Here is a 21,241-nt window from a genome sequence, read left to right as displayed (position 1 = left end):
CATGAAATTATCAATCAGTTATACCTAAAACTGATGATAAAAAAGAAAAGGATGCACTATTATAGTACATCCTTTTCTTTTTTATAAAATGAAGTTGTTTTTATTCGAAACTTTGCATCTCTACAAGTTTTTTGTAAACACCATTTTTAGATAGTAATTGGTTATGAGTTCCTTGTTCAACAATTTCTCCTTTTTGCATGACTATAATTTCATCTGCATTTTGAATAGTTGACAAACGGTGAGCAATCACAATAGACGTTCTGTTTTTCATCATGTTTTCAAGAGCAACTTGTACCAAACGTTCGCTTTCGGTATCTAGTGCTGATGTTGCTTCGTCCAAAATCATAAGTGGTGGGTTTTTAAGAACAGCACGCGCAATACTTAAACGTTGTTTTTGTCCTCCAGAAAGTTTTCCACCTGAATCTCCAATATTAGTATCAATACCTTTAGGTAGATCTTTTACAAACTCCCAAGCATTTGCTATTTTTAAGGCGTTAATAATTTCCTCGTCTGTAGCATCTTGTTTTCCGATAAGAATATTATTTTTTATTGTTTCATTAAATAGAATAGAATCTTGCGTTACTAATCCCATAAGGTTTCTTAGAGAGTGTTTAGTAAGATCTCTAATGTCTTCGCCATCAATAGTAATTTGTCCTTCGTTAACATCGTAAAAACGAGTTACTAGGTTTGCTATAGTACTTTTTCCACTTCCAGATTGTCCAACTAAAGCAATAGTTTTTCCTTTAGGAACAGTAATTGAAAAGTTTTTTAAGACGTAATCATCTTCGTATTTAAAAGAGACGTTATCAACTATAATTTGTTGTGTAAAATCGGCTTTTGTAATTGCGTTAGGTTTATCTTCAAGTGTTGAAGGTGTTTCAATAACTTCTAGCACACGATCTGCGGCAGCATTACCAGCTTTCACTTTATAACTCGCTTTACTAATAGCTTTTGCAGGTGTTAAAATTTGATATGCCAATGCCATATAGGTAATAAAAGCACCTCCAGAAAGACTGTGGTCTATTAAAACCATTGTACCACCATACCATAATAAAGCAGCAATTGTAGCAATTCCTAAAAACTCACTTGTAGGTGATGCTAAATTTTGACGGTTTAATAAAGTGTTTGAAAAATGGTAGAATTTATTTGTTGATTCTTGAAATTTAGTGTTGAATTTTTCTTCAGCATTAAAACCTTTTATCACTTTTAAACCACTAAGAGTTTCTTCTAAAGTAGATAAAAACACACCTTGTTCGGCTTGTACTTTTCCAGATTTTTTCTTTAAACTTTTTCCTATTCTAGAAATTATAAATCCTGCAACAGGAATAAATATAAATACAAAAATGGTAAGTTTTGTTGAAATTGTAAACATTGTAACAATTGCAAAAACAATAGTTAATGGTTCTTTTACAATCAGTTCTAATACGGCTAATAATGAGTTTTTAACTTCATTAACATCACCAGAAATACGCGCAATGATATCTCCTTTTTTCTTTTCGGAATAATACGAAATAGGCAAGGTAATCACTTTGTTGTAAATCGCATTTCTTAAGTCTTTTAATACGCCATTTCTTAGAAAGGTAATAAAATAAAGTGCGAGATAATTGAAAATATTTTTAAGTAAAAACAGACTTATGATTAATATAATCATGTACAGTAAGGTGCGTTGCGGTCCTTCGGCTGCATTTGTAGTGGTTACAAAATAGTTTAAATACCCTTCACCATACGCTTTAAGTTCTGTGATGCCTTGGTAGACAGGTTTTACTGTTAATTTTTTTGTTTCACCAAATAACACATTAATCATTGGCATTAATGCTACCATAGCTAATGTGCTAAATAGTGCGTAAAGTACATTGAAAAAAATGTTGAGATATCCGTATTTTTTATACGGTATTATAAATGGTGAGATTTTTTTGAGATAGTCCATTAATTTAATTTAAGATCTGTTAAGATCGCTTTTATTTGAGCATCCAATTTCTGTTCCGTAGCATTAAATACTGTCACATTGTCTAAAGTTGTGTTTACACTAATATAGAATTTAATTTTAGGTTCAGTGCCACTTGGGCGTAAGGCAATTTTACTACCGTCTGCTGTAAAGTAGATTAAAACGTTAGATTTTGGAATATCAATAGTTGTTTCTTCTCCTGTAAGGATGTTTTTTATAATAGATAATTGATAATCTTCAATTTTTACAACTTTAGATCCGTTCACTTCTTTTAATGGGTTTTTACGTGCATCAACCATCATTTGTTTAATTTCTTCTGCACCTTCAATGCCTTTTTTAGTAATAGATACTAAATGTTCTTTGTAAAAACCATACTTAGTATACGCTTCTAAAAGACCTTCAAAAAAGGAGCCTCCATCTGCTTTTGCTTGAGCTGCAATTTCACAAGCCAAAAGGGTAGAGGTTACGGCATCTTTATCTCTTACAAAGTCGCCAACCATAAAACCAAAACTTTCTTCACCACCACCAATAAAATCTTGGTTAGGGAAATCTTTAATCATTTTAGCTATCCATTTGAAGCCTGTAAGTCCAATTTTACATTCTACATTAAAGGCATCGGCCAGTTGTTGCATCATTGGAGTAGATACAATTGTGGTTCCAATAAACTCGTTATTGTTAAGTTTGTTATTGTTTTTCCATTTTTTTAGTAAGAATTCCGTCATCATTACCATGGTTTGGTTACCGTTAAGTAATACCATGTTATTGTTAAGGTCGCGTACGGCAATCCCTAAACGATCACTATCTGGATCTGTACCAATAACAATATCTGCTTGTGTTTTATCGGCTAATTCTAAAGCCATTTTTAAAGCTTCTGGTTCTTCTGGGTTTGGAGATTTTACCGTTGGAAAATCGCCATTAGGTACTGCTTGTTCTTCAACAATATGTACGGTTTTGTATCCTGCACGTTTTAAGGTTTCAGGAATAGCAGTAACCGATGTTCCGTGAAGTGATGTAAATACAATTGATAATTTATCTTTTGCATCTTGGGTTGTAAAACTTCCGTTTTTTACTGAAGCATCAATAAATACGTTATCAACATCTTCACCTATATAATGAATAAGATTTGTGTTTGCTTCAAATTTAATTTCGGCATAATCTAAAGCATTAATTTCAGCAATAGCTTCATGATCTTGTGGTGGTACTAATTGTCCGCCATCTTGCCAATATACTTTGTATCCGTTGTATTCTGGTGGGTTGTGAGATGCGGTAAGTACAATTCCGCAGTGACAGTTTAAATGCTTTACAGCAAAAGATAACTCGGGAGTGGTACGAAGATCTTCAAATAAATAGACTTCAATATTATTTGCTGAAAACACATCGGCTACCACTTTTGCTAGCGATTTACTATTGTGTCTGCAATCATAAGCGATTACTACTTTTAAAGGTTCGTTAGGAAATGATTTAGCTAAATAATTACTTAAACCTTGTGTGTTTTTTCCAAGCGTATATTTGTTAATACGGTTGGTTCCAACGCCCATAACGCCACGCATTCCACCAGTACCAAATTCTAAATTTTTGTAAAAACTTTCTTGAAGTTCGGTAGGGTTTGTTGCTATTAAATCTTTTATTTTATTTTGAGTATCTATATCAAAAGTTGAGGTTAACCAACTATTTACAGTTTTTAATAATTCTGGTTCAATATGTGTCATATACTGCGTTTTTTGAGATGTGAAATTAAGCAGATAGAATGCTATTCATTTTAATCTAAAACTTATAAGTTAAGTTTGCTTTGTATGGTGTAGCGTTTTCTGTCTTGTTTTGTACGTAAAATGATTTCGCCTAAAAATCCTGCAACAAAAAATTGAGTTCCAATAATCATGGTAACTAAGGCGATGTAAAATTGCGGGCGCTGTGTAATTAAACGGCCTGTTGGATTTAAAAATAATTTATCAATCCCAAGATACATAGAAAATCCAAAACCTATGGCAAGCATTATAAATCCTAAAGCACCAAAAAGGTGCATAGGGCGTTTTCCGAAGCGAGATAAAAACCAAATGGTGATTAAATCTAAAAAACCGTGTATAAAACGTTCCATACCAAATTTAGTATCACCGTATTTTCGGGCTTGATGTTTTACAATTTTTTCTCCAATATTAGAAAAACCAGCATTTTTAGCAAGTACTGGGATGTAGCGGTGCATTTCACCATTTACATCAATTTGTTTGACGACGTTTTTTTTGTACGATTTTAAACCGCAGTTAAAGTCATTAAGTTGTACTCCAGATGTTTTTCTAGCGGCCCAATTAAATAATTTAGACGGCATATTTTTAGAGAGTACAGAATCGTAACGTTTCTTTTTCCAACCCGAAACCATATCAAACCCCTCTTTTACAATCATGTTGTAAAGTTCAGGGATTTCTTCTGGGTTATCTTGCAAATCGGCATCCATAGTAATGACAACATCACCTTCTGCTTTTTCAAAACCTGCGTGTAAAGCTTGCGATTTTCCGAAGTTTTTAAAAAAACGAATCCCTTTTACATTGCTGTCTTTTTGTGATAATGCTACAATAGTGTGCCAAGATTTATCGGTACTTCCGTCGTCAATAAAAATTATTTCATACGAAAAATGATTGGACTGCATAACTTTAGCAATCCAATCATGGAGTTCTGTTAACGAATCCTGTTCGTTGAGTAGTGGTATAACTACTGATATATTCATGTAAATGATTTCAATATTAGAAGTATCAAAAATAAAGAAATTATTTAAGCTGCGTTAGGATCTTTCTTTTTCATTGAAACTGCAATAATTAATCCTATGATTACAAAGAAAATTAAACTCTGTGCTAAGGCACGAAATTGCGTAACAATAGCAAAAGTATCTTGCTCTTCTATAGTAGTAATTGCTTTTTCAATGTCGCTAGCTTTTGCTCCTAAATTCTCCATTAATTCTGTAGATTTTTGGATTGAAATTTCTTTAAGTTGAATTGCCGCATCCGGATCTATAAAGTTAAAAAGGATTACTGTAACTACTGTAGTTATTATTAATCCGATAGCAACAGTTATGAAATAAGAAGAAAATGCTTGCTTAAAAGAGATGAAAGTATTTAAAATACTTTTAGCTTTTAGGGCAGAAACAATACCAAAAGTAATTATTGTTAAGGGTAAAATGATAAGATTTAGCCAAAAGTTAACTAGTAATTCTAAGTTAGCAACATATGCTACTACTGTTATTAAAACAAGTAATACTCCAAGGTATACACCGTAATTTAGTGCTATTGATTTTAATTTTTTTTCCATAAAATGATGATTTATTAGTTATAATGTAATTGTTAGTATTCTTTTGTGTAAATTTGTTACAACAAACGTAGATAATAAAAAAACAAAAAAAAGGTTGCATATTTGGAAATAATCCTTAAATTTGCAACTCGAAAAAACGAAACGATAATAAAGCATTAGCGATGAAAAAAGGTATACATCCAGAAAATTATAGACTAGTAGCATTTAAAGACATGTCTAACGAAGACGTATTTTTAACTAAGTCAACGGCAAATACTAACGAAACTTTAGAGGTTGAAGGTGTTGAATATCCATTAATCAAATTGGAGATTTCTAGAACTTCTCACCCATTTTACACTGGTAAATCTAAATTAGTTGATACTGCTGGTCGTATTGATAAATTCAAAAACAAATACGCTAAATTCAAAAAATAATTTAGTACAAGATATTTTTGTTAAAGCCTTTCTATATAGAAAGGCTTTTTTATTTTTAATATTTAAGCTATTTTTGATTCCGCAGAACGTAGACTAATAATGACGTTGCGCCTTTTTTAACTTTTTAAACTTCAGTATGAATTATATTCTTTTTGACGGACCTTCACGTAACAATTTGTTACCATTTACTTACACAAGACCAGTTGCCGATATTCGCGTTGGGATTTTAACCATTAGAGAAAAATGGGAAAAGTATTTGGGAGGTACAATAACATCGGTCACCGAAGATTATTTAGCTGAGAAGTTTCCAATGGTTGAAATGGAAGAGAATGTAATGATTAACGCGTCTTATTTACCAAATAAAAAATTGGTGAATTTGGTAAAAGCACTTAAAGAAAACGAAGCTATTTTTAAAGGTGAAGATGTTATTGCATTTTTTACTAAAGACTCGCAAGAAGAAATAGATTTAGAAAGTTATAAAGCGATTGAGTTTGAAGATGCTGTTTTAACAATTGAAAACACGTGGGATATTTTTGCTAAAAATGGTGAAGCTATTGCTGAAGATTTTCAGTTATTAACTGAAGATGAAATATCTGAACCTATTCCAGAAAGTAATAATGTGATTGCTCCCGAAAATATTTTCATTGAAGAAGGTGCAACTCTAGAATTTGCAACTTTAAACGCATCAAAAGGACCAATTTATATTGGTAAAGATGCCGAAGTTATGGAAGGTAGTATTATTAGAGGTCCGTTTGCTTTGTGTGAACATGCCACTGTAAAAATGGGTGCTAAAATTTACGGACCAACAACTGTAGGTCCACATAGTAAAGTAGGAGGTGAGGTTAGTAACTCGGTTCTTTTTGGGTTTTCAAACAAAGGTCATGATGGCTTTTTAGGGAATTCAGTATTAGGAGAATGGTGTAATTTAGGTGCGGATACTAATAACTCTAATTTGAAAAATAATTATGCTGAAGTCCGTCTTTGGGATTATGAAACTGAAGGTTTTGCTAAAACAGGGCTTCAATTTTGTGGTTTAATGATGGGAGATCACAGTAAATGTGGAATTAATACCATGTTTAACACCGGTACAGTTGTAGGTGTAAGCGCTAATATTTTTGGTAGCGGTTTCCCACGTAATTTTGTGCCAAGTTTTTCTTGGGGTGGTAGTAATGGGTTTACAACTTACATCACTAAAAAAGCTTTTGAAGTTGCAACAGTGGTTATGAAACGTAGAGATTTGGAGTTTACTGAGCAAGATGCTGCTATTTTAGAACATGTTTTTGAAGAATCAAAAAAACACAGAAGAGATTAATTTCTCTTTTTTACTTGTTTTAACTCTAGCATGTTGATAGGATTAATACCTAAATTAATAATATTTTTTCTTGTAAATCGTACCACTTCATCATAAAACATAGGGATAATTGGTGCTTTTTGAAGTACTAAACTATCCATTTTTGAATATAGAATGGTTCTGTTTTCAATATTAGTTTCCAAATAGGCTTGTTCATACCAAGTATCAAACTGTGCATCTTTAAAATGCGTGTAATTAGGACCGTTAGGCGCAAAGTTTTTACTGTAATATAGAGATAGGTAGTTTTCTGCATCCGGATAATCGGCAACCCAACTCGCTCTAAACATATCTAATTTGCCATTGGCTTTAGAGTCTTTTAAGCTTGAAGGCGGAATCACATCTACGTGTACTTGAAGTCCAGTTTTTTGAAGTTCACGCTGTATGTATTCACAAAAACTTAAGTAATTACTAGTGGTTGTAATTGTGATTTCAGGAGCGTTATTTCCAGTTTCTGTTTTGTATTGTTGTACCAACTGTTTTGCTTTTTCTGGTTGATAATTAAAACCAACTTTACTATTAAATCCAGGTAATCCTTTTGGAATAAAACCTCCATTGGCAGGAATTCCGATACCATTTCTGAGGTAAATCATCATTTTCTGTCTATCAAAACCATAATTCACGGCTTTTCTAATATATTCAGATTGAATTTCTGAAGCTTCAGAATCCATAAAAAAAGCTAAATATTCAGTGTTTAAATACGGACCTCTAATCATGTTAACATCATTAGCGTATGATGATTTTAAAATTCCGTCTGCGGTCAAAATTTCATCTTTATAAGAGGCATCTAAACCTGAAATATAATCTATGTTTCCTTGTGAAAACTGTAAGAATTCATTCTGTTTATCAGGTAAAAAAGTGATGGCTACAGCTTCTAAATATGGTAAGGATGTTCCGTTCTTGTCAATCTCAAAATAATTATTGTTTTTTCTGAAGACTAATTTTATGTTTTCTTCCCAACGTTTAAACTTAAAAGGGCCGGTACCAATAGGATGAGCTCTAAAAGTGCTGCCGTAATGTGATACAATTTCTTTAGGAACAACAGAACAGTATTTCATAGTTAATAAACCTAAAAAAGCTGGAAATGGTTGCTTTAACTGTATTTGAAATACGCTATCGTTTACTGCTTTAAAATGACTAACCTTAGCAAGGACCCAACTTCCGGGTGACGCAATTTGTGGATCTTGTAATCTATTAAAACTGTATTGAAAATCTTTAGCGATTACCGTTCTGGTAGAATCTTTTCCAAATAAATGATGCTTATGAAAATACACATCGTTTCGCAATGTAAACGTATATGTGAGCGCATCTGGTGATATTAACCAATTTTTAGCTATAGAGGGTTGTACGTTAAGATTATCGTCCATTTGTACTAAACCATTAAATAGTTGGTTTGTGGCCCATATATCAGCTAAATCTTTTGAAAAAGCAGGATCTAAAGATCCAATATTTTTATGTTCGTTATATCTAAATACAAGATGATCCTTATTTGTGTCACGCTCATTTTTACAAGAAAAAACGAATGTTGTTAATATGATGCTGTATAATATGATGTTTAACCTTCTGCTAATGCTTTCCATTTTTTAATTATTGCGGTGTAAAAATATAAGAATACAAAACCTAGAACAAATAGTATATAGCTTAAATAGATGCCAAAACTATCAAATAGTGTAGAGCAATCTTTATAAGTGTTGGTAATATTATAAATGTCATCACAATAAGCTTGTTGGTGAAGAGATATAATACCTATAATTAAAAGGAGATAAGGCACAAATCCTAAAATAGATAAATTAACACAAATAGCTACAATTGATTTTTTTATAGTTTTTGAAAATTTAAGTGGAATTAATAAGATTGTTGTCGCAAGAATAAAAGTGAAATACGATAATAAAAATGCGACACTATTTCCAGATCCACCAACGGCAAAGCTAAAAAGAACACCTAATAACGAAATAAAGATACTTAAAACTCCTGTTGTGATTATAGTGAATAATAAAGGTTTTAAACCTGTAATACGAAAGCAAAATAAAATTAATGCGATAATAAATGATAACCAAAGAAAGATGTTTATTTCATGACTTATTATAGGTGTGTTTTTTATTTCATTAATGTTTTCAAAGGCATTTTTAAGGTTATCAGAACTTATGTAATAATCTGTAAAATGACTGTTATTGTATTTTTGTAACTCAGATTGCTCGCTGTGTTCTACACGAGAATATACTCTGTAATCCTGTTCAATTAATGAAGAAACTTCAAAATTTTCTGGATGATATATTTCTTTGAACCATTTTTCGGCCGTTAGATTGTGTTTTACTTTATAAATGTCTGAAATTTCTAAAAAGTCGGCTAATAACTGCTTTAATTCTTCCGTATTATTTCTGTCTAATAATAGGTGTGCTGTTTTATTGATTTGTAATTGTGCCTCCGTTTTATTTATATCCTGATAATCTTCATAATATAAATTAGAGTCGTAATTAAACTCTTTTAGGTCTGTATTATCATATTCATCAGTACCAAAAAACACATCAGAATAGTTGTAATATGAAGGTTGTGAAGTTTTAAAATGCTCAGATATGTTTATAACGCTATCTTTATAAAAATACGTAACAATAGTGTCATTCGTTTTTTTGTAAATATAACCAGCAAGTAGCATTGGTTCGTATACTTCTTCACTACTTTGTGTTTTAGTTTTAAGGGTATAAAACTGATAATCAAAATCTAAAAATGTAAAATGTGGTGCTTCTATATCTACAAAATCGCCTCTGTTTTCACAGTATAGTGGCGAGAAAATATTGGTGGGATATTTTCTTTTATTTACGGTGTAATCTTGTATGTCGTGTGATAAAAAAATAGCAGCTTTGTTAGCAATGGTAGTTTCTTTAGTAAAACGAGCATCACTATAATTGCCAGAAATATAGGTTTTTAAGCCTAAATTATAAGAGTAATAAAATGTTGTACTACAAAATATAATTACAAAAAAGTGAATAAATTGTGAAAACAGTTTAAATCTAGATACTGGATAAAAGTTTTTAAATGCATTGTTTTTAAACATGTTAATCACCCAAAACACTAAAATAAGTATGGATAAAATAACACTAAGAAATATTGAGCCATTATCAAAGAAAATATCTTTTGCTCCTCTGTCGTGAAGCAATTCTGGGTTGGTTAATGTAACTAGACCAAATAGAAAAAAAATAATATGAATAATAAGACTAATCGCTAAAATCCATACAATTTTGGTATTCCAAATAGTAGGATAGCGTTCTAATAAATACTGGTTGATATTGCGAATATATGTTTTCATTTGAATAATTTAGGATACAAAAAATCGACGAGTAGATTTAGAAATATTTCGGACATAAGTTACATGTAATTTATGCGTTCCTAAGGTTTCTAATACTGAAGAAAATGTGGTGCTTTTAGAAAAATACCCAACGTAAATACCACCGTTATAAATCAGTTTTTCTAAAGCAATTGGGTTTAGGATTGTTAATAAGTCTTCACGTTTGCTTTCACAGTCAATTTCAACAATAAGTTGCTCTTCTTCTGTTTCTATCGTGTGATCTTTCTCTTTATATTTTCCATTCTTAAGATAAATAACTTTATCAGATATTTTTTCAACTTCATAAAGTTGTTGCGAACTTAAAATTAAAGCAATTGGATTATTTAACGAGTTACAGATGGCTTTTAAATCTTCCAGAATAACTTGCTGCGCCAACACATCTAAATTAGCTAAAGGCTCGTCTAGTAAAAGTAATTCAGGTTGTCTTAATAGTGTTCTAGCCAACTCAAAGCGCATTTTATATCCAGACGATAATTCGTCCCATTTTAAATGCTTGTAATTCCATAATCCAAAACGCGCAATCATCATTAGAACGCGTGTTTCGTTTTCTTGAGGCGGCACACCGTAATTAGATAATACAAATTTAAGATTGTCTTTTAGGCTTCCGTACCAACGTTGTGTACGTTGTGGGATATACACGAGTTTTGAGCGTAAATCAAAACTGTTTTTATGAGGTTTGTCAAAATTATAATGCAGTTCGCCTTCGGTATAGTTTAGTTCGTTAGCTAAAACACGAAGTAAAGTAGTTTTTCCATTTCCATTTTCACCAACCAGACCATAAACCTGTCTTTTTTTGATTTCTAAAGTAATAGGTCCTAAAGAAAACCGATTGTTACCGTAACTTTTTATAATATTTTTAGCTTTAGCAATAGGAACTTCAGCATTATAAGTTGTGATGGAGAAATTCTCTAAATCTTCTAGGATTTCGCTTACTTTTTTATAAAGTTCTGTAGTTTCTGCAGGGTGTTTTTCTTTCCAGTCTGTAAGTGTAATCACCTTATCGTAAATTTTTAAATCTTGCGTATCTATAGCGCAATCCATAAATTTTCGATACCCTAAAACAACATCATCATTTTCAAAAAACGAACGGACGTCCTGTAGTCTTTCCTTAAAATCTAGCATATATAATTTCTATTAATAAGTATAAAAAAGGTTTCCCTGCAAGGATATGGCTTGTACTTTCAAACAAATGCGTAAATTTGCAGACCTAATTCATAAAAAGTAAATATACAGATAATGAATTAGTAATGAATTTTAATTGATAAAGAAATTTTTTTCAATGTAGAAAAGAGCAATTCTTAGACTATTTTGAAAAAATTAGGAAACGATATATGAAAAAGAAAGTCGCATTTTATACTTTAGGTTGTAAACTGAATTTTTCTGAAACTTCTACAATTGCTAGAGATTTTACGGAAGAAGGGTTTGATCGTGTAGATTTTTCTGAAACCGCAGATATTTATGTTATTAATACTTGTTCGGTGACCGAAAATGCAGATAAACGTTTTAAATCTATTGTAAAACAAGCTCAAAAAAATAATCCAGATGCATTTGTAGCTGCCGTAGGATGTTATGCGCAATTAAAACCACAAGAATTAGCCGACGTTAATGGTGTGGATTTAGTGCTTGGAGCGACTGAGAAATTTAAAATTAAAGATTATATAAGTGACTTGTCTAAAAATGATTTTGGAGAAGTACATTCTTGCGATATTGATGATGCCGATTTTTATGTTGGAAGTTACTCGGTAGGCGATAGAACGCGTGCGTTTTTAAAAGTACAAGATGGTTGTGATTACAAATGTACTTATTGCACAATTCCTTTAGCTAGAGGGATTTCAAGAAGTGATACGATGGAAAGTGTGATTAAAAATGCTAAAGAAATTTCGGCTCAAAATATTAAAGAAATTGTACTAACCGGTGTTAATATTGGAGATTATGGAAAAGGAGAGTTTGGAAACAAACGTCATGAACATACTTTTTTAGATTTGGTAACACAATTAGACACTGTTGAAGGTATTGAGCGTTTAAGAATCTCTTCTATAGAACCTAATTTACTTAAAAATGAAACTATTGATTTGGTTTCAAAATCACGAGCTTTTGTACCGCACTTTCACATTCCATTACAGAGTGGGAGTAATGCAATTCTTAAAAAAATGAAACGTCGTTATCTGCGTGAATTGTATGTAGATCGTGTTGAAAAAATTAAAGAAGTAATGCCTCACGCTTGTATTGGTGTAGATGTTATTGTAGGATTTCCTGGTGAAACCGAAGAACATTTCTTAGAGACTTATAACTTTTTAAATACGCTAGATATTTCATATTTACACGTATTTACCTATTCTGAACGTGATAATACAGAAGCAGCAGCCATGGATGATGTGGTGCCAAAAAATATACGTTCTAAACGTAGTAAAATGCTTAGAGGCTTGTCTGCAAAAATGCGTAGAGCTTTTTATGAAGCACAATTAGGAAGTACAAGAACCGTGCTTTTTGAAAGTGAAAATAAAGAAGGTTATATTAATGGATTTACTGAAAATTATGTAAAAGTAAAAACTCCTTGGAATCCCGAGTTGGTAAATACCTTACATAAGGTGAATTTAACCAATATTGATGAAGACGGATTGGTGCGTTTTGATTTTGTTTAAACAAGAGGGATTATTAAATACTTGAAAACTAAATTAGTTCAACCTAGTTTATTTGTCGATCATCTATTTTATTTTACCACGTTTAATTTGAGAGATACTTTTATAAGAAATCTAACACCTACTTATAAATGAGAAAATTAATTAACCTGTTTTTTGTACTGCCACTATTTGTGTTTTCAACATCATGTACAAAAGATGATATTAATACTAATATTGTTGGAGAATGGGAATTAATATCATGGGAAGCAAATACTGCTTTAGATTTAAATAAAGACTCAGTAGCACATCAAAATTTATTAGAAGAATTAGCTTGTGAAAATAACGAGACTTTAGAGTTTGAATCTGTAGGGGTTTACTCTAATGTAGATACGTTTAATCCAATGCTTAAAATAGCATTAACTGGAGCTCAAACTAATACCTACGATATAGATTTACAATGTAGCGAAGGTGCTATTGGTACTGCAGCAAGTTATATTGTTACAGGAGATGAAATAATTGTGAATAATAAAGTGTTAGGAACTTTACAAGGAGATATTTTATACACTTATAAAACATTAAATGTTTATAATGAAGATTTCTCTGAAGTAATTGAAACGATAGCAGTAAAAGTTATTTATAAGAAGAAGTAAAAAGAGAAATATATATAATAAAAAATCCGAAGTGTTAAGCTTCGGATTTTTTTTATGGTTAAATTCTAATGCCAACTGGCAACATTTTTTTGTAACGCCTGTTACGTTTCATAAATTTTACAATTTCCGGACTCGTAGGAACAACGCTAATATTATTGCGTTCTTCTATATTTTGAAAAACAACACATAAAAAATCATTTTCAAAATCTTCGGAAGTAATGTTTTCAGGAATAATCAATTTTGTTAAAAATATTTTTCGATCCTGAAGCGAATATTCAATGATTGCTAATTGATCTTCAATTTTAAATTCAAACTGGCGCAAAAAGTCATTGTCTACTAATTCTGTGGTATCAATCATAATTAAAATAATTTAATTTGAATAGCTATATAAATAACGAAGAAGACTGAAATTTGATACGTCTATTCTTACAAATTTAAGTAAAATTAGGATATAATGTGTTCTTGAAACTGTTAAAAGCTTAGTAAATAAGTTATTATAAGTGTTCTGAAGCATTTTATGAGAGATAATGTTTAATTTTGTAAATTAATAAATGCCCAATAATATATGAATAACGAAAAAATACACGTGTATTTGATGCCTGGTATGGCTGCAAATTCTTCGATATTTGAAAATATAAAATTACCTATAGATACCTTTGAGATGCACTTGCTAGATTGGATGATTCCTGTTAAAGGCGAAACATTACAAGCCTATGCAAAACGTATGACCGATAAAATTGAGCATGACAATGTTGTGCTTTTAGGCGTGTCGTTTGGAGGAATTTTAATTCAGGAAATGAGTAAATTTATTACGGTAAGGAAATTAATAGTCGTGTCTAGCGTTAAATCTAAATACGAGTACACAAAAGGCATGAAATTTGCTAAAGCTACCAAGATATACAAGGTGTTGCCAACACGATTTGTTAAAGATATTGAGAAGTTATCAAGATATGCTGTAGGAAAAACAGCAAAAAAACGTTTTGAGTTATATAAAAAGTACTTATCAGTAAATGATAAACGTTATTTAGACTGGGCAATTCAACAAGTATTATGTTGGGAGCAAGAGCAAGCTAATGAAAAAGCAGTGTATGTTTACGGTAAAAAAGATAGTGTATTTAGTTACTCTCCAGAAGGAAATACTATTGCTATTGAAAATGGTACACACATAATGATTATTGATAAGTATAAATGGTTTAACGAAAATTTACCAAAACTAATGTTGAGTTAATTTTGAAAGCTATTTTTATTATTATAAATTTATAAAAAGAGAAAAAAGAAGATGAAAATTTTAAAGAATATTTTTGCAGTCATAGGTGTTATGGCTGTTTCAGGATTATTTATTTTTGCAGCACAAAAAGCTCCAGAAGATAATAATATTGAGCCTGAAGGTACTGAGAAAATGGTTAACGATTACAATGTGTATGCGCTTGCGGTGCCAGAAGGCTTAAATTTTGCGGGTGAAAACTTGCCACTTCATAATCCAGATATTAAAGAACGTATGGATCGTGAGTTGTTGGTAAATACATATTGGCAATCTAATGGATTATTAATGTTTAAACGCTCAGAAAAATATTTTCCAATTATCGAGCCTATTTTAGCGAAACATGGTGTGCCAGATGATTTTAAATATTTAGCCGTTATTGAAAGCGGATTAACTAACGCGGTGTCTCCTGCCGGAGCAAGAGGTGTTTGGCAAATTATGCCTGCAACAGCAAGAGAAAATGGCTTGGAGGTTAACGATAATGTTGATGAGCGCTATAACTTAGAAAAATCTACAGAGGTTGCTTGCCAGTATTTATTAAGAGCAAAAAAAGAATTAGGAACATGGACGTTAGCAGCCGCAGCATATAACGCCGGAAATGCAGGCGTTTCTAGACGTTTAAAAGAACAAGGCGTTACTGGGTATTATGATTTGCTTCTAGGTGAAGAAACGGGACGTTATATGTTTAGAATTGTCGCTTTAAAAGAGATTTTAAGCCATCCAAAAACTTATGGTTTTAATTTTACAAGTAAAGATTTATATGCTGATGTTCCATCTTATAAAGTAGAAGTAGATACTGCAGTTACAGACTTTGCTAATTTTGCAAAAGGTTTTGGAATTAACTATAAGGTTTTAAAGCTTCATAACCCATGGCTAAGAGAATCACACTTAAATAACAGATCTAGAAAAGCTTATTTAATTGAAATTCCAAAAGAAGGTGTTTACTCATCTCAACCGTAATTTTTAAAAATGAATAAAAGCATATAAAAAAAGCGTCACAAATTAATGTGACGCTTTTTTTATGTTTAAATTTTAAGAGGTTTTAACGACGTCTCCCTTGTTTGTGTCCTCCAAAATGTTGTTGTGGCGCCTGAGCTTTTTTCATGTTGTCTTTCATCATTTTTATTTGATCAGTTAACATACCACGAGCATCTAGTTTTTGAGCTTCATTAAGTAATATTTTAGCTTCATGTACACGACGCTTACTAAAAGCTATTCCAGCTAAATTTAACTTTGCCATTGCTAAATCATGATCCATTGATAATCCTAAAGCGATAGATTTTTTAAAATATTTTTCAGCTTCATTCATATTTGATTGAGAAACCATAATACCATGTAAGTAATTAAAATAACCTTCTTGTTTTTTTACTAAAGCTCCAGATGGATTTTTAATTTTATCCAACCATTTTTTTGCACCTTCAAAATCTTGCTTTCGTAACTTTATAAACGCAAATAATATAAATTCGTTTTTAAAATAAAAGAAAATAAAGATTAATGATAATAGGATATACATAATTCCGTTACCAATATTACCTTCGGTGAATTGCCAAATAGCAACAGCTATAATTGCTCCTGCAATAAGTAGTTTAATGTTTTTGTTGTACATTTGTTGTTTAAATTTAAGATTGCAAAGAAACTAAATTTTTGTTTAAAACATCAAATAATCAAAATCAATTAAAATATTTTAGGTTTTGGTTTGTGTAAATAAAAACTCTTTGTATATTTGCCCGCAGTTTTAGGCAAAGTCTGAAGCTGATATTATAAGAATAAGAAGACTTTTAAAGATATACGACAATGAGTAAAAGAACGTTTCAACCATCAAAGAGAAAAAGAAGAAACAAGCACGGTTTTAGAGAGAGAATGGCTTCCGTAAATGGACGTAAAGTTTTAGCCCGTAGAAGAGCTAAAGGAAGAAAGAAACTGTCTGTATCTACCGAAACTAGACATAAAAAATAATGATTGACAATGATTAACATTTGTTAATATATAAAGGTGTTACTTAGGTGTAGCACCTTTTTTTGTACCCTATTGATAACTATTTTTGCAACTTAACATCATTACACAACTACTACGATGCCAAAAAATAAAAACATTAATTCAGTACTAATAATTGGTTCAGGACCAATTGTAATTGGACAGGCTTGTGAGTTTGACTACTCAGGAACCCAAGCACTGCGCTCACTTAGAGAAGATGGTATTGAAACGATTTTAATTAATTCAAACCCAGCAACTATCATGACCGATCCTACCATGGCCGATCATGTATATTTGTTACCATTAACTACAAAATCTTTAATTGAGATTTTAAAGAAACATCCACAAATAGATGCCGTTTTACCTACAATGGGAGGACAAACTGCTTTAAATTTATGTATTGAAGCAGATGAAAAAGGAATCTGGAAAGATTTCGATGTCGAAATTATAGGGGTTAATATAGACGCTATTAATATTACAGAAGATAGAGAGAAGTTTAGAGAGTTAATGCTTGACATAGATATTCCTATGGCACCACAAGCTACTGCTACTTCTTATTTAAAAGGAAAAGAAATTGCTCAAGAATTTGGCTTTCCTTTAATAATTAGAGCCTCTTTTACTTTAGGTGGAGCAGGAGCTTCATTTGTACATAAAGAAGAAGATTTTGACGAGTTATTAACACGTGGATTAGAAATTTCTCCTATCCATGAGGTTATGATTGATAAAGCCTTAATAGGTTGGAAAGAATACGAATTAGAGTTACTTAGAGACTCTAATGATAATGTTGTTATTATTTGTGCTATTGAAAATATGGATCCTATTGGTATTCATACTGGAGATTCTATAACAGTTGCTCCAGCAATGACATTAAGTGATAGCACGTATCAAAAAATGCGTGATATGGCAATCCATATGATGCGTAATATTGGTGATTTTGCAGGTGGTTGTAATGTGCAATTTGCTGTAAGTCCTGATGAAAATGAAGATATTATTGCTATCGAAATTAATCCTCGTGTGTCTAGATCTTCTGCATTAGCTAGTAAAGCAACAGGTTATCCTATTGCTAAAATTGCAGCAAAATTAGCTTTAGGTTACCACTTAGACGAATTACAAAACCAAATTACAAAATCTACTTCTGCTTTATTTGAGCCTACTTTAGATTATGTAATTGTTAAAATTCCACGTTGGAACTTTGATAAATTTGAAGGATCTGATAGAACTTTAGGTTTACAAATGAAATCTGTTGGAGAAGTTATGGGAATTGGTAGAAGTTTCCAAGAAGCACTTCACAAAGCAACGCAATCTTTAGAGATTAAGCGTAATGGATTAGGAGCAGATGGTAAAGGTTATAAAAATTACGATCAAATTATAGAGAAATTAACCAATGCAAGTTGGGATCGTGTATTTGCTATTTACGATGCGATACAAATGGGAATACCATTAAGTCGTATTCATGAAATCACAAAAATAGATATGTGGTTTCTTAAGCAATATGAAGAATTATATTTCATAGAAAAAGAAATTTCAACGTTTACAATAGATACTATCCAAAAAGATTTATTGCTTGAAGCAAAGCAAAAAGGTTATGGAGACAGACAAATAGCACATATGTTGAGCTGTTTAGAAAGTCAAGTCTATAATAAAAGAGAAGAATTAGGTGTAAACAGAGTTTATAAATTAGTAGACACTTGTGCTGCTGAGTTTGAAGCAAAAACACCTTATTATTATTCTACTTTCGAAAGTGATGTTGAAACTACAGATGGTAAACGATTTGCTGATAATGAAAGTATTGTTTCCGATAAGAAAAAAGTAATTGTTTTAGGATCTGGACCAAATAGAATTGGACAAGGTATCGAGTTTGATTACTGTTGTGTACATGGAGTTTTAGCTGCTGCTGAATGTGGTTACGAGACTATAATGATTAACTGTAATCCAGAAACTGTTTCTACAGATTTTGATACCGCAGATAAATTATATTTCGAACCTGTATTCTGGGAGCATATTTACGATATTATTAAGCATGAAAAACCAGTTGGTGTTATTGTACAACTTGGTGGGCAAACAGCATTAAAATTAGCAGAGAAATTAGAACGTTATGGTATTAAAATACTTGGTACTAGTTTTAAAGCTTTAGATTTAGCTGAAGATAGAGGGTTGTTTTCTAATATGTTAAAAGAAAATAATATTCCTTATCCAGAGTTTGATATTGCAACAACTGCAGATGAAGCAGCTGCAATTGCAGATGTTTTAGATTTTCCTATACTAGTAAGACCATCTTACGTATTAGGAGGACAAGGCATGAAAATTGTAATTAATAAAGAAGAACTTGAAAAGCATGTTGTAGATTTATTAAGACGTATGCCAGGAAATCAACTTCTATTAGATCATTATTTAGATGGCGCAATAGAAGCTGAGGCAGATGCTATTTGCGATGGCGAAAATGTTTACATTATTGGTATAATGGAACATATAGAGCCTTGCGGAATTCACTCTGGTGATAGTAATTCTTTACTTCCTCCTTTTAATCTTGGACCTTTGGTAATGCAACAAATTAAAGATCACACTAAAAAAATTGCTTTAGCACTAAATACGGTAGGTTTAATAAATATTCAATTTGCTATAAAAGATGATACGGTATTTATCATTGAAGCCAATCCAAGAGCATCTCGTACTGTGCCTTTTATTGCAAAAGCTTATGGAGAACCTTATGTTAATTACGCGACTAAAGTAATGTTAGGAGAGAAGAAGGTAACAGATTTTAATTTCAATCCGCAATTAAAAGGTTATGCAATTAAACAACCAGTTTTCTCTTTTAATAAATTTCATAACGTTAATAAACAATTAGGACCAGAAATGAAAAGTACTGGAGAAAGTATTTTATTTATTGATAGTCTTAAAGACGATGAGTTTTACAATTTATACTCAAGACGTAAGATGTATTTGAGCAAATAGCATTTATACTCGATAAACGGGAGTGTGTAATTGGTTTATAATTACTACTTTAGCTTCTGTATTATTCAAGTATATGTTATGATAAAACTAAAATATGTTTTTTTAACCTACTGTCTTGCAATGTCAACAATGGCATTTACTCAAAAAAGTATTTTTGATATTGCAAGATCAGGTAGTGTTAATGATGTAAAATATTTAATGCAAATCAACCCTGATACAATTAATAGTATCGCATCATCGGGTTACTCTCCCTTAATTTTAGCATGTTATAATGGCAATACTCAAGTTGCTCAATTTTTAGCAGAACATGTTACTACTATCAATGGTACAAGTAAATACGGTACGCCACTAATGGCAGCAGTTTACAAAAATGATAGTATCATCACTCAAAAATTATTACATCTTAAAGCAAATCCTAATACAGCAGATGTAAACGGAACAACACCTTTACATTATGCTGTAATTGCAAAAAACAATGCGCTTATTAAGCTTTTAATAGCTGCCGGTGCACGTACTGATACTAAAGATAATAGAGGGAAAACTGCTAAGGATTATGCCCTAATGACTAAAAATGTAGCTATTATAGAAATCATCAATTAAGAAGGAAGCCTTATGAAAAAAATTACATTTACAATACTAAGTCTATTATTAACAGCTTTAACTTATTCTCAAACTTATTCAACAGGTGTTATTGACTTATCCACAGAACCAGGTTTGGAATATTCTGTACAATTAGATGTCACTAGTACAACAGTTACTATGACTTTGGTAGGGCCAAGCGACAGATGGTTAGGGATTGGTTTTGATACCACTAATATGTATGCCGGTAAAGACGTGCTTATTTTTGATGGTACTTCACTTAGCGATAGACATTACGGCTATCCAGGTCAACCAGATGGCGAATTATCACAAGGTATTGTACCAACTATCGATGATAGAGAAGATTGGACTACAGTTTCAAATACGATAATGTCTGGAGTACGAACAATTGTAGCGACTAGAGATCGTGATACAGGAAATGTACATGATCATGTGTTTTCGGCATCAGCAAATGTATTAAATATAGCTTGGGCTAGAGGAGATGGTAATTTTACGTTACAATATCACGGCACTACAAACAGAGGAGTAACCATGCAAGATTTTACATTGAATACTAAAATATTTGATATTTCTGAATTTAAAATTTCACCAAACCCATCAAGTTCAAAACTAGCTATTTCATTACCAATGGTACTTGATAATGTGTCTTTAGAAGTTTTTGATATCTTAGGAAAAAAAGTATACTCAAATATGTTAAATGGTATGCAAACAACACTCAATGTATCCCAATGGAATAATGGAATTTACTTGGTTAAAATTTCAACAGATAATGAGTCTCAAATTAAACGGTTTGTGAAACAATAAGCAGGGTTTTAGTGTAAATATTTAAAGGTCAGT

The 21,241-nt window shown here is 31.5% G+C and carries 19 protein-coding genes; 10 read left to right on the top strand and 9 right to left on the bottom strand.

From position 1 onward, the window contains the following. Window positions 1–100: 100 nt before the first annotated feature. The 4 genes from ACU4C5_RS00890 to ACU4C5_RS00875 all read right to left on the bottom strand — a co-directional run bounded on the left by ACU4C5_RS00890 (window position 101) and on the right by ACU4C5_RS00875 (window position 5,242). Window positions 101–1,927 carry an ABC transporter ATP-binding protein gene (locus tag ACU4C5_RS00890; protein ID WP_446845167.1) on the bottom strand — a complete coding sequence of 609 codons (1,827 nt, stop codon included), beginning with the start codon at window positions 1,925–1,927 and terminating at the stop codon, window positions 101–103. Further along, complete coding sequence (locus ACU4C5_RS00885) at window positions 1,927–3,654, bottom strand: phospho-sugar mutase (RefSeq protein WP_446845166.1); 1,728 nt, start codon at window positions 3,652–3,654, stop codon at window positions 1,927–1,929. The genes ACU4C5_RS00890 and ACU4C5_RS00885 overlap by 1 nt, the downstream gene beginning before the upstream one ends. A 62-nt stretch (window positions 3,655–3,716) precedes the next feature. After that, entirely contained in the window at window positions 3,717–4,664 is a 948-nt protein-coding gene (locus ACU4C5_RS00880) for a glycosyltransferase family 2 protein (RefSeq protein ID WP_446845165.1), read from the bottom strand. Window positions 4,665–4,708: 44 nt separating this feature from the next. Then, on the bottom strand, window positions 4,709–5,242 hold the full coding sequence (locus tag ACU4C5_RS00875; RefSeq protein ID WP_446845164.1) for a DUF4199 domain-containing protein: 534 nt from the start codon (window positions 5,240–5,242) through the stop codon (window positions 4,709–4,711). Window positions 5,243–5,403: 161 nt separating this feature from the next. Between ACU4C5_RS00875 and ACU4C5_RS00870 the strand changes: the two genes are divergently transcribed. Both ACU4C5_RS00870 and ACU4C5_RS00865 read left to right on the top strand, forming a co-directional pair. Next, on the top strand, window positions 5,404–5,655 hold the full coding sequence (locus ACU4C5_RS00870) for a type B 50S ribosomal protein L31 (RefSeq protein WP_446845163.1): 252 nt from the start codon (window positions 5,404–5,406) through the stop codon (window positions 5,653–5,655). Window positions 5,656–5,791: 136 nt separating this feature from the next. Beyond that, entirely contained in the window at window positions 5,792–6,967 is a 1,176-nt protein-coding gene (locus ACU4C5_RS00865) for a GlmU family protein (protein ID WP_446845162.1), read from the top strand. On the opposite strand, the gene ACU4C5_RS00860 is transcribed toward ACU4C5_RS00865, so the two are convergent. From ACU4C5_RS00860 to ACU4C5_RS00850, 3 genes are read right to left on the bottom strand one after another with little or no spacing between them, the layout of a single operon-like run. Then, window positions 6,964–8,583 (bottom strand): ABC transporter substrate-binding protein, encoded by a 1,620-nt coding sequence (locus ACU4C5_RS00860; RefSeq protein ID WP_446845161.1) that lies wholly within the window; start codon window positions 8,581–8,583, stop codon window positions 6,964–6,966. The genes ACU4C5_RS00865 and ACU4C5_RS00860 overlap by 4 nt on opposite strands. Then, window positions 8,559–10,307, bottom strand: a complete 1,749-nt coding sequence (locus tag ACU4C5_RS00855) for a hypothetical protein (RefSeq protein WP_446845160.1) — start codon at window positions 10,305–10,307, stop codon at window positions 8,559–8,561. The genes ACU4C5_RS00860 and ACU4C5_RS00855 overlap by 25 nt, the downstream gene beginning before the upstream one ends. A 9-nt stretch (window positions 10,308–10,316) precedes the next feature. Further along, on the bottom strand, window positions 10,317–11,468 hold the full coding sequence (locus ACU4C5_RS00850) for an ATP-binding cassette domain-containing protein (RefSeq protein ID WP_446845159.1): 1,152 nt from the start codon (window positions 11,466–11,468) through the stop codon (window positions 10,317–10,319). Window positions 11,469–11,677: 209 nt separating this feature from the next. Here ACU4C5_RS00850 and mtaB point away from each other — a divergent pair, with 209 nt between their 5' ends. Beyond that, window positions 11,678–12,988, top strand: a complete 1,311-nt coding sequence (gene mtaB, locus ACU4C5_RS00845) for a tRNA (N(6)-L-threonylcarbamoyladenosine(37)-C(2))-methylthiotransferase MtaB (protein WP_446845158.1) — start codon at window positions 11,678–11,680, stop codon at window positions 12,986–12,988. Window positions 12,989–13,116: 128 nt separating this feature from the next. Further along, window positions 13,117–13,617: a hypothetical protein gene (locus tag ACU4C5_RS00840; RefSeq protein WP_446845157.1), complete on the top strand. Its 501-nt coding sequence runs from the start codon at window positions 13,117–13,119 to the stop codon at window positions 13,615–13,617. A gap of 58 nt (window positions 13,618–13,675) precedes the next feature. On the opposite strand, the gene ACU4C5_RS00835 is transcribed toward ACU4C5_RS00840, so the two are convergent. Further along, entirely contained in the window at window positions 13,676–13,975 is a 300-nt protein-coding gene (locus tag ACU4C5_RS00835) for an N-acetyltransferase (protein WP_446845156.1), read from the bottom strand. A gap of 207 nt (window positions 13,976–14,182) precedes the next feature. Here ACU4C5_RS00835 and ACU4C5_RS00830 point away from each other — a divergent pair, with 207 nt between their 5' ends. Next, entirely contained in the window at window positions 14,183–14,845 is a 663-nt protein-coding gene (locus tag ACU4C5_RS00830; RefSeq protein ID WP_446845155.1) for an alpha/beta hydrolase family protein, read from the top strand. 51 nt (window positions 14,846–14,896) lie between these two features. Continuing rightward, a complete protein-coding gene (locus ACU4C5_RS00825; RefSeq protein ID WP_446845154.1) occupies window positions 14,897–15,838 on the top strand; it encodes a lytic transglycosylase domain-containing protein in 942 nt (313 codons plus the stop codon). An 82-nt stretch (window positions 15,839–15,920) separates the two neighbouring features. Here ACU4C5_RS00825 and ACU4C5_RS00820 read toward each other — a convergent pair whose 3' ends face one another. Further along, on the bottom strand, window positions 15,921–16,484 hold the full coding sequence (locus ACU4C5_RS00820; protein WP_446845153.1) for a DUF2892 domain-containing protein: 564 nt from the start codon (window positions 16,482–16,484) through the stop codon (window positions 15,921–15,923). 188 nt (window positions 16,485–16,672) lie between these two features. Here ACU4C5_RS00820 and rpmH point away from each other — a divergent pair, with 188 nt between their 5' ends. The 4 genes from rpmH to ACU4C5_RS00800 all read left to right on the top strand — a co-directional run bounded on the left by rpmH (window position 16,673) and on the right by ACU4C5_RS00800 (window position 21,208). Further along, window positions 16,673–16,834, top strand: coding sequence for a 50S ribosomal protein L34 (gene rpmH / locus ACU4C5_RS00815; RefSeq protein WP_446845152.1), 162 nt, complete (start codon window positions 16,673–16,675; stop codon window positions 16,832–16,834). A 117-nt stretch (window positions 16,835–16,951) separates the two neighbouring features. Continuing rightward, window positions 16,952–19,804 (top strand): carbamoyl-phosphate synthase large subunit, encoded by a 2,853-nt coding sequence (carB, locus tag ACU4C5_RS00810; RefSeq protein WP_446845151.1) that lies wholly within the window; start codon window positions 16,952–16,954, stop codon window positions 19,802–19,804. Window positions 19,805–19,933: 129 nt separating this feature from the next. After that, the gene (locus ACU4C5_RS00805; protein ID WP_446845150.1) at window positions 19,934–20,404 is read left to right on the top strand and encodes an ankyrin repeat domain-containing protein; all 471 of its coding nucleotides are present in this window, start codon (window positions 19,934–19,936) and stop codon (window positions 20,402–20,404) included. A gap of 12 nt (window positions 20,405–20,416) precedes the next feature. After that, on the top strand, window positions 20,417–21,208 hold the full coding sequence (locus ACU4C5_RS00800; RefSeq protein ID WP_446845149.1) for a T9SS type A sorting domain-containing protein: 792 nt from the start codon (window positions 20,417–20,419) through the stop codon (window positions 21,206–21,208). Window positions 21,209–21,241: the final 33 nt, after the last annotated feature.

The sequence above is a fragment of the Lacinutrix undariae genome (assembly GCF_052934785.1).
This window is presented reverse-complemented; position numbering and strand designations above follow the sequence as displayed.

Bases quoted from the DNA above. Each gene is read 5' to 3' on its own strand.
- ACU4C5_RS00835 (WP_446845156.1), bottom strand. From the start codon at position 13,975: ATGATTGATACCACAGAATTAGTAGACAATGACTTTTTGCGCCAGTTT.
- ACU4C5_RS00805 (WP_446845150.1), top strand. From the start codon at position 19,934: ATGGCATTTACTCAAAAAAGTATTTTTGATATTGCAAGATCAGGTAGT.
- ACU4C5_RS00825 (WP_446845154.1), top strand. From the start codon at position 14,897: ATGAAAATTTTAAAGAATATTTTTGCAGTCATAGGTGTTATGGCTGTT.
- rpmH (WP_446845152.1), top strand. From the start codon at position 16,673: ATGAGTAAAAGAACGTTTCAACCATCAAAGAGAAAAAGAAGAAACAAG.
- ACU4C5_RS00865 (WP_446845162.1), top strand. From the start codon at position 5,792: ATGAATTATATTCTTTTTGACGGACCTTCACGTAACAATTTGTTACCA.
- ACU4C5_RS00840 (WP_446845157.1), top strand. From the start codon at position 13,117: ATGAGAAAATTAATTAACCTGTTTTTTGTACTGCCACTATTTGTGTTT.
- ACU4C5_RS00880 (WP_446845165.1), bottom strand. From the start codon at position 4,664: ATGAATATATCAGTAGTTATACCACTACTCAACGAACAGGATTCGTTA.
- ACU4C5_RS00850 (WP_446845159.1), bottom strand. From the start codon at position 11,468: ATGCTAGATTTTAAGGAAAGACTACAGGACGTCCGTTCGTTTTTTGAA.
- ACU4C5_RS00855 (WP_446845160.1), bottom strand. From the start codon at position 10,307: ATGAAAACATATATTCGCAATATCAACCAGTATTTATTAGAACGCTAT.
- ACU4C5_RS00870 (WP_446845163.1), top strand. From the start codon at position 5,404: ATGAAAAAAGGTATACATCCAGAAAATTATAGACTAGTAGCATTTAAA.
- ACU4C5_RS00890 (WP_446845167.1), bottom strand. From the start codon at position 1,927: ATGGACTATCTCAAAAAAATCTCACCATTTATAATACCGTATAAAAAA.
- carB (WP_446845151.1), top strand. From the start codon at position 16,952: ATGCCAAAAAATAAAAACATTAATTCAGTACTAATAATTGGTTCAGGA.
- ACU4C5_RS00820 (WP_446845153.1), bottom strand. From the start codon at position 16,484: ATGTACAACAAAAACATTAAACTACTTATTGCAGGAGCAATTATAGCT.
- ACU4C5_RS00885 (WP_446845166.1), bottom strand. From the start codon at position 3,654: ATGACACATATTGAACCAGAATTATTAAAAACTGTAAATAGTTGGTTA.
- ACU4C5_RS00830 (WP_446845155.1), top strand. From the start codon at position 14,183: ATGAATAACGAAAAAATACACGTGTATTTGATGCCTGGTATGGCTGCA.
- ACU4C5_RS00860 (WP_446845161.1), bottom strand. From the start codon at position 8,583: ATGGAAAGCATTAGCAGAAGGTTAAACATCATATTATACAGCATCATA.
- ACU4C5_RS00800 (WP_446845149.1), top strand. From the start codon at position 20,417: ATGAAAAAAATTACATTTACAATACTAAGTCTATTATTAACAGCTTTA.
- mtaB (WP_446845158.1), top strand. From the start codon at position 11,678: ATGAAAAAGAAAGTCGCATTTTATACTTTAGGTTGTAAACTGAATTTT.
- ACU4C5_RS00875 (WP_446845164.1), bottom strand. From the start codon at position 5,242: ATGGAAAAAAAATTAAAATCAATAGCACTAAATTACGGTGTATACCTT.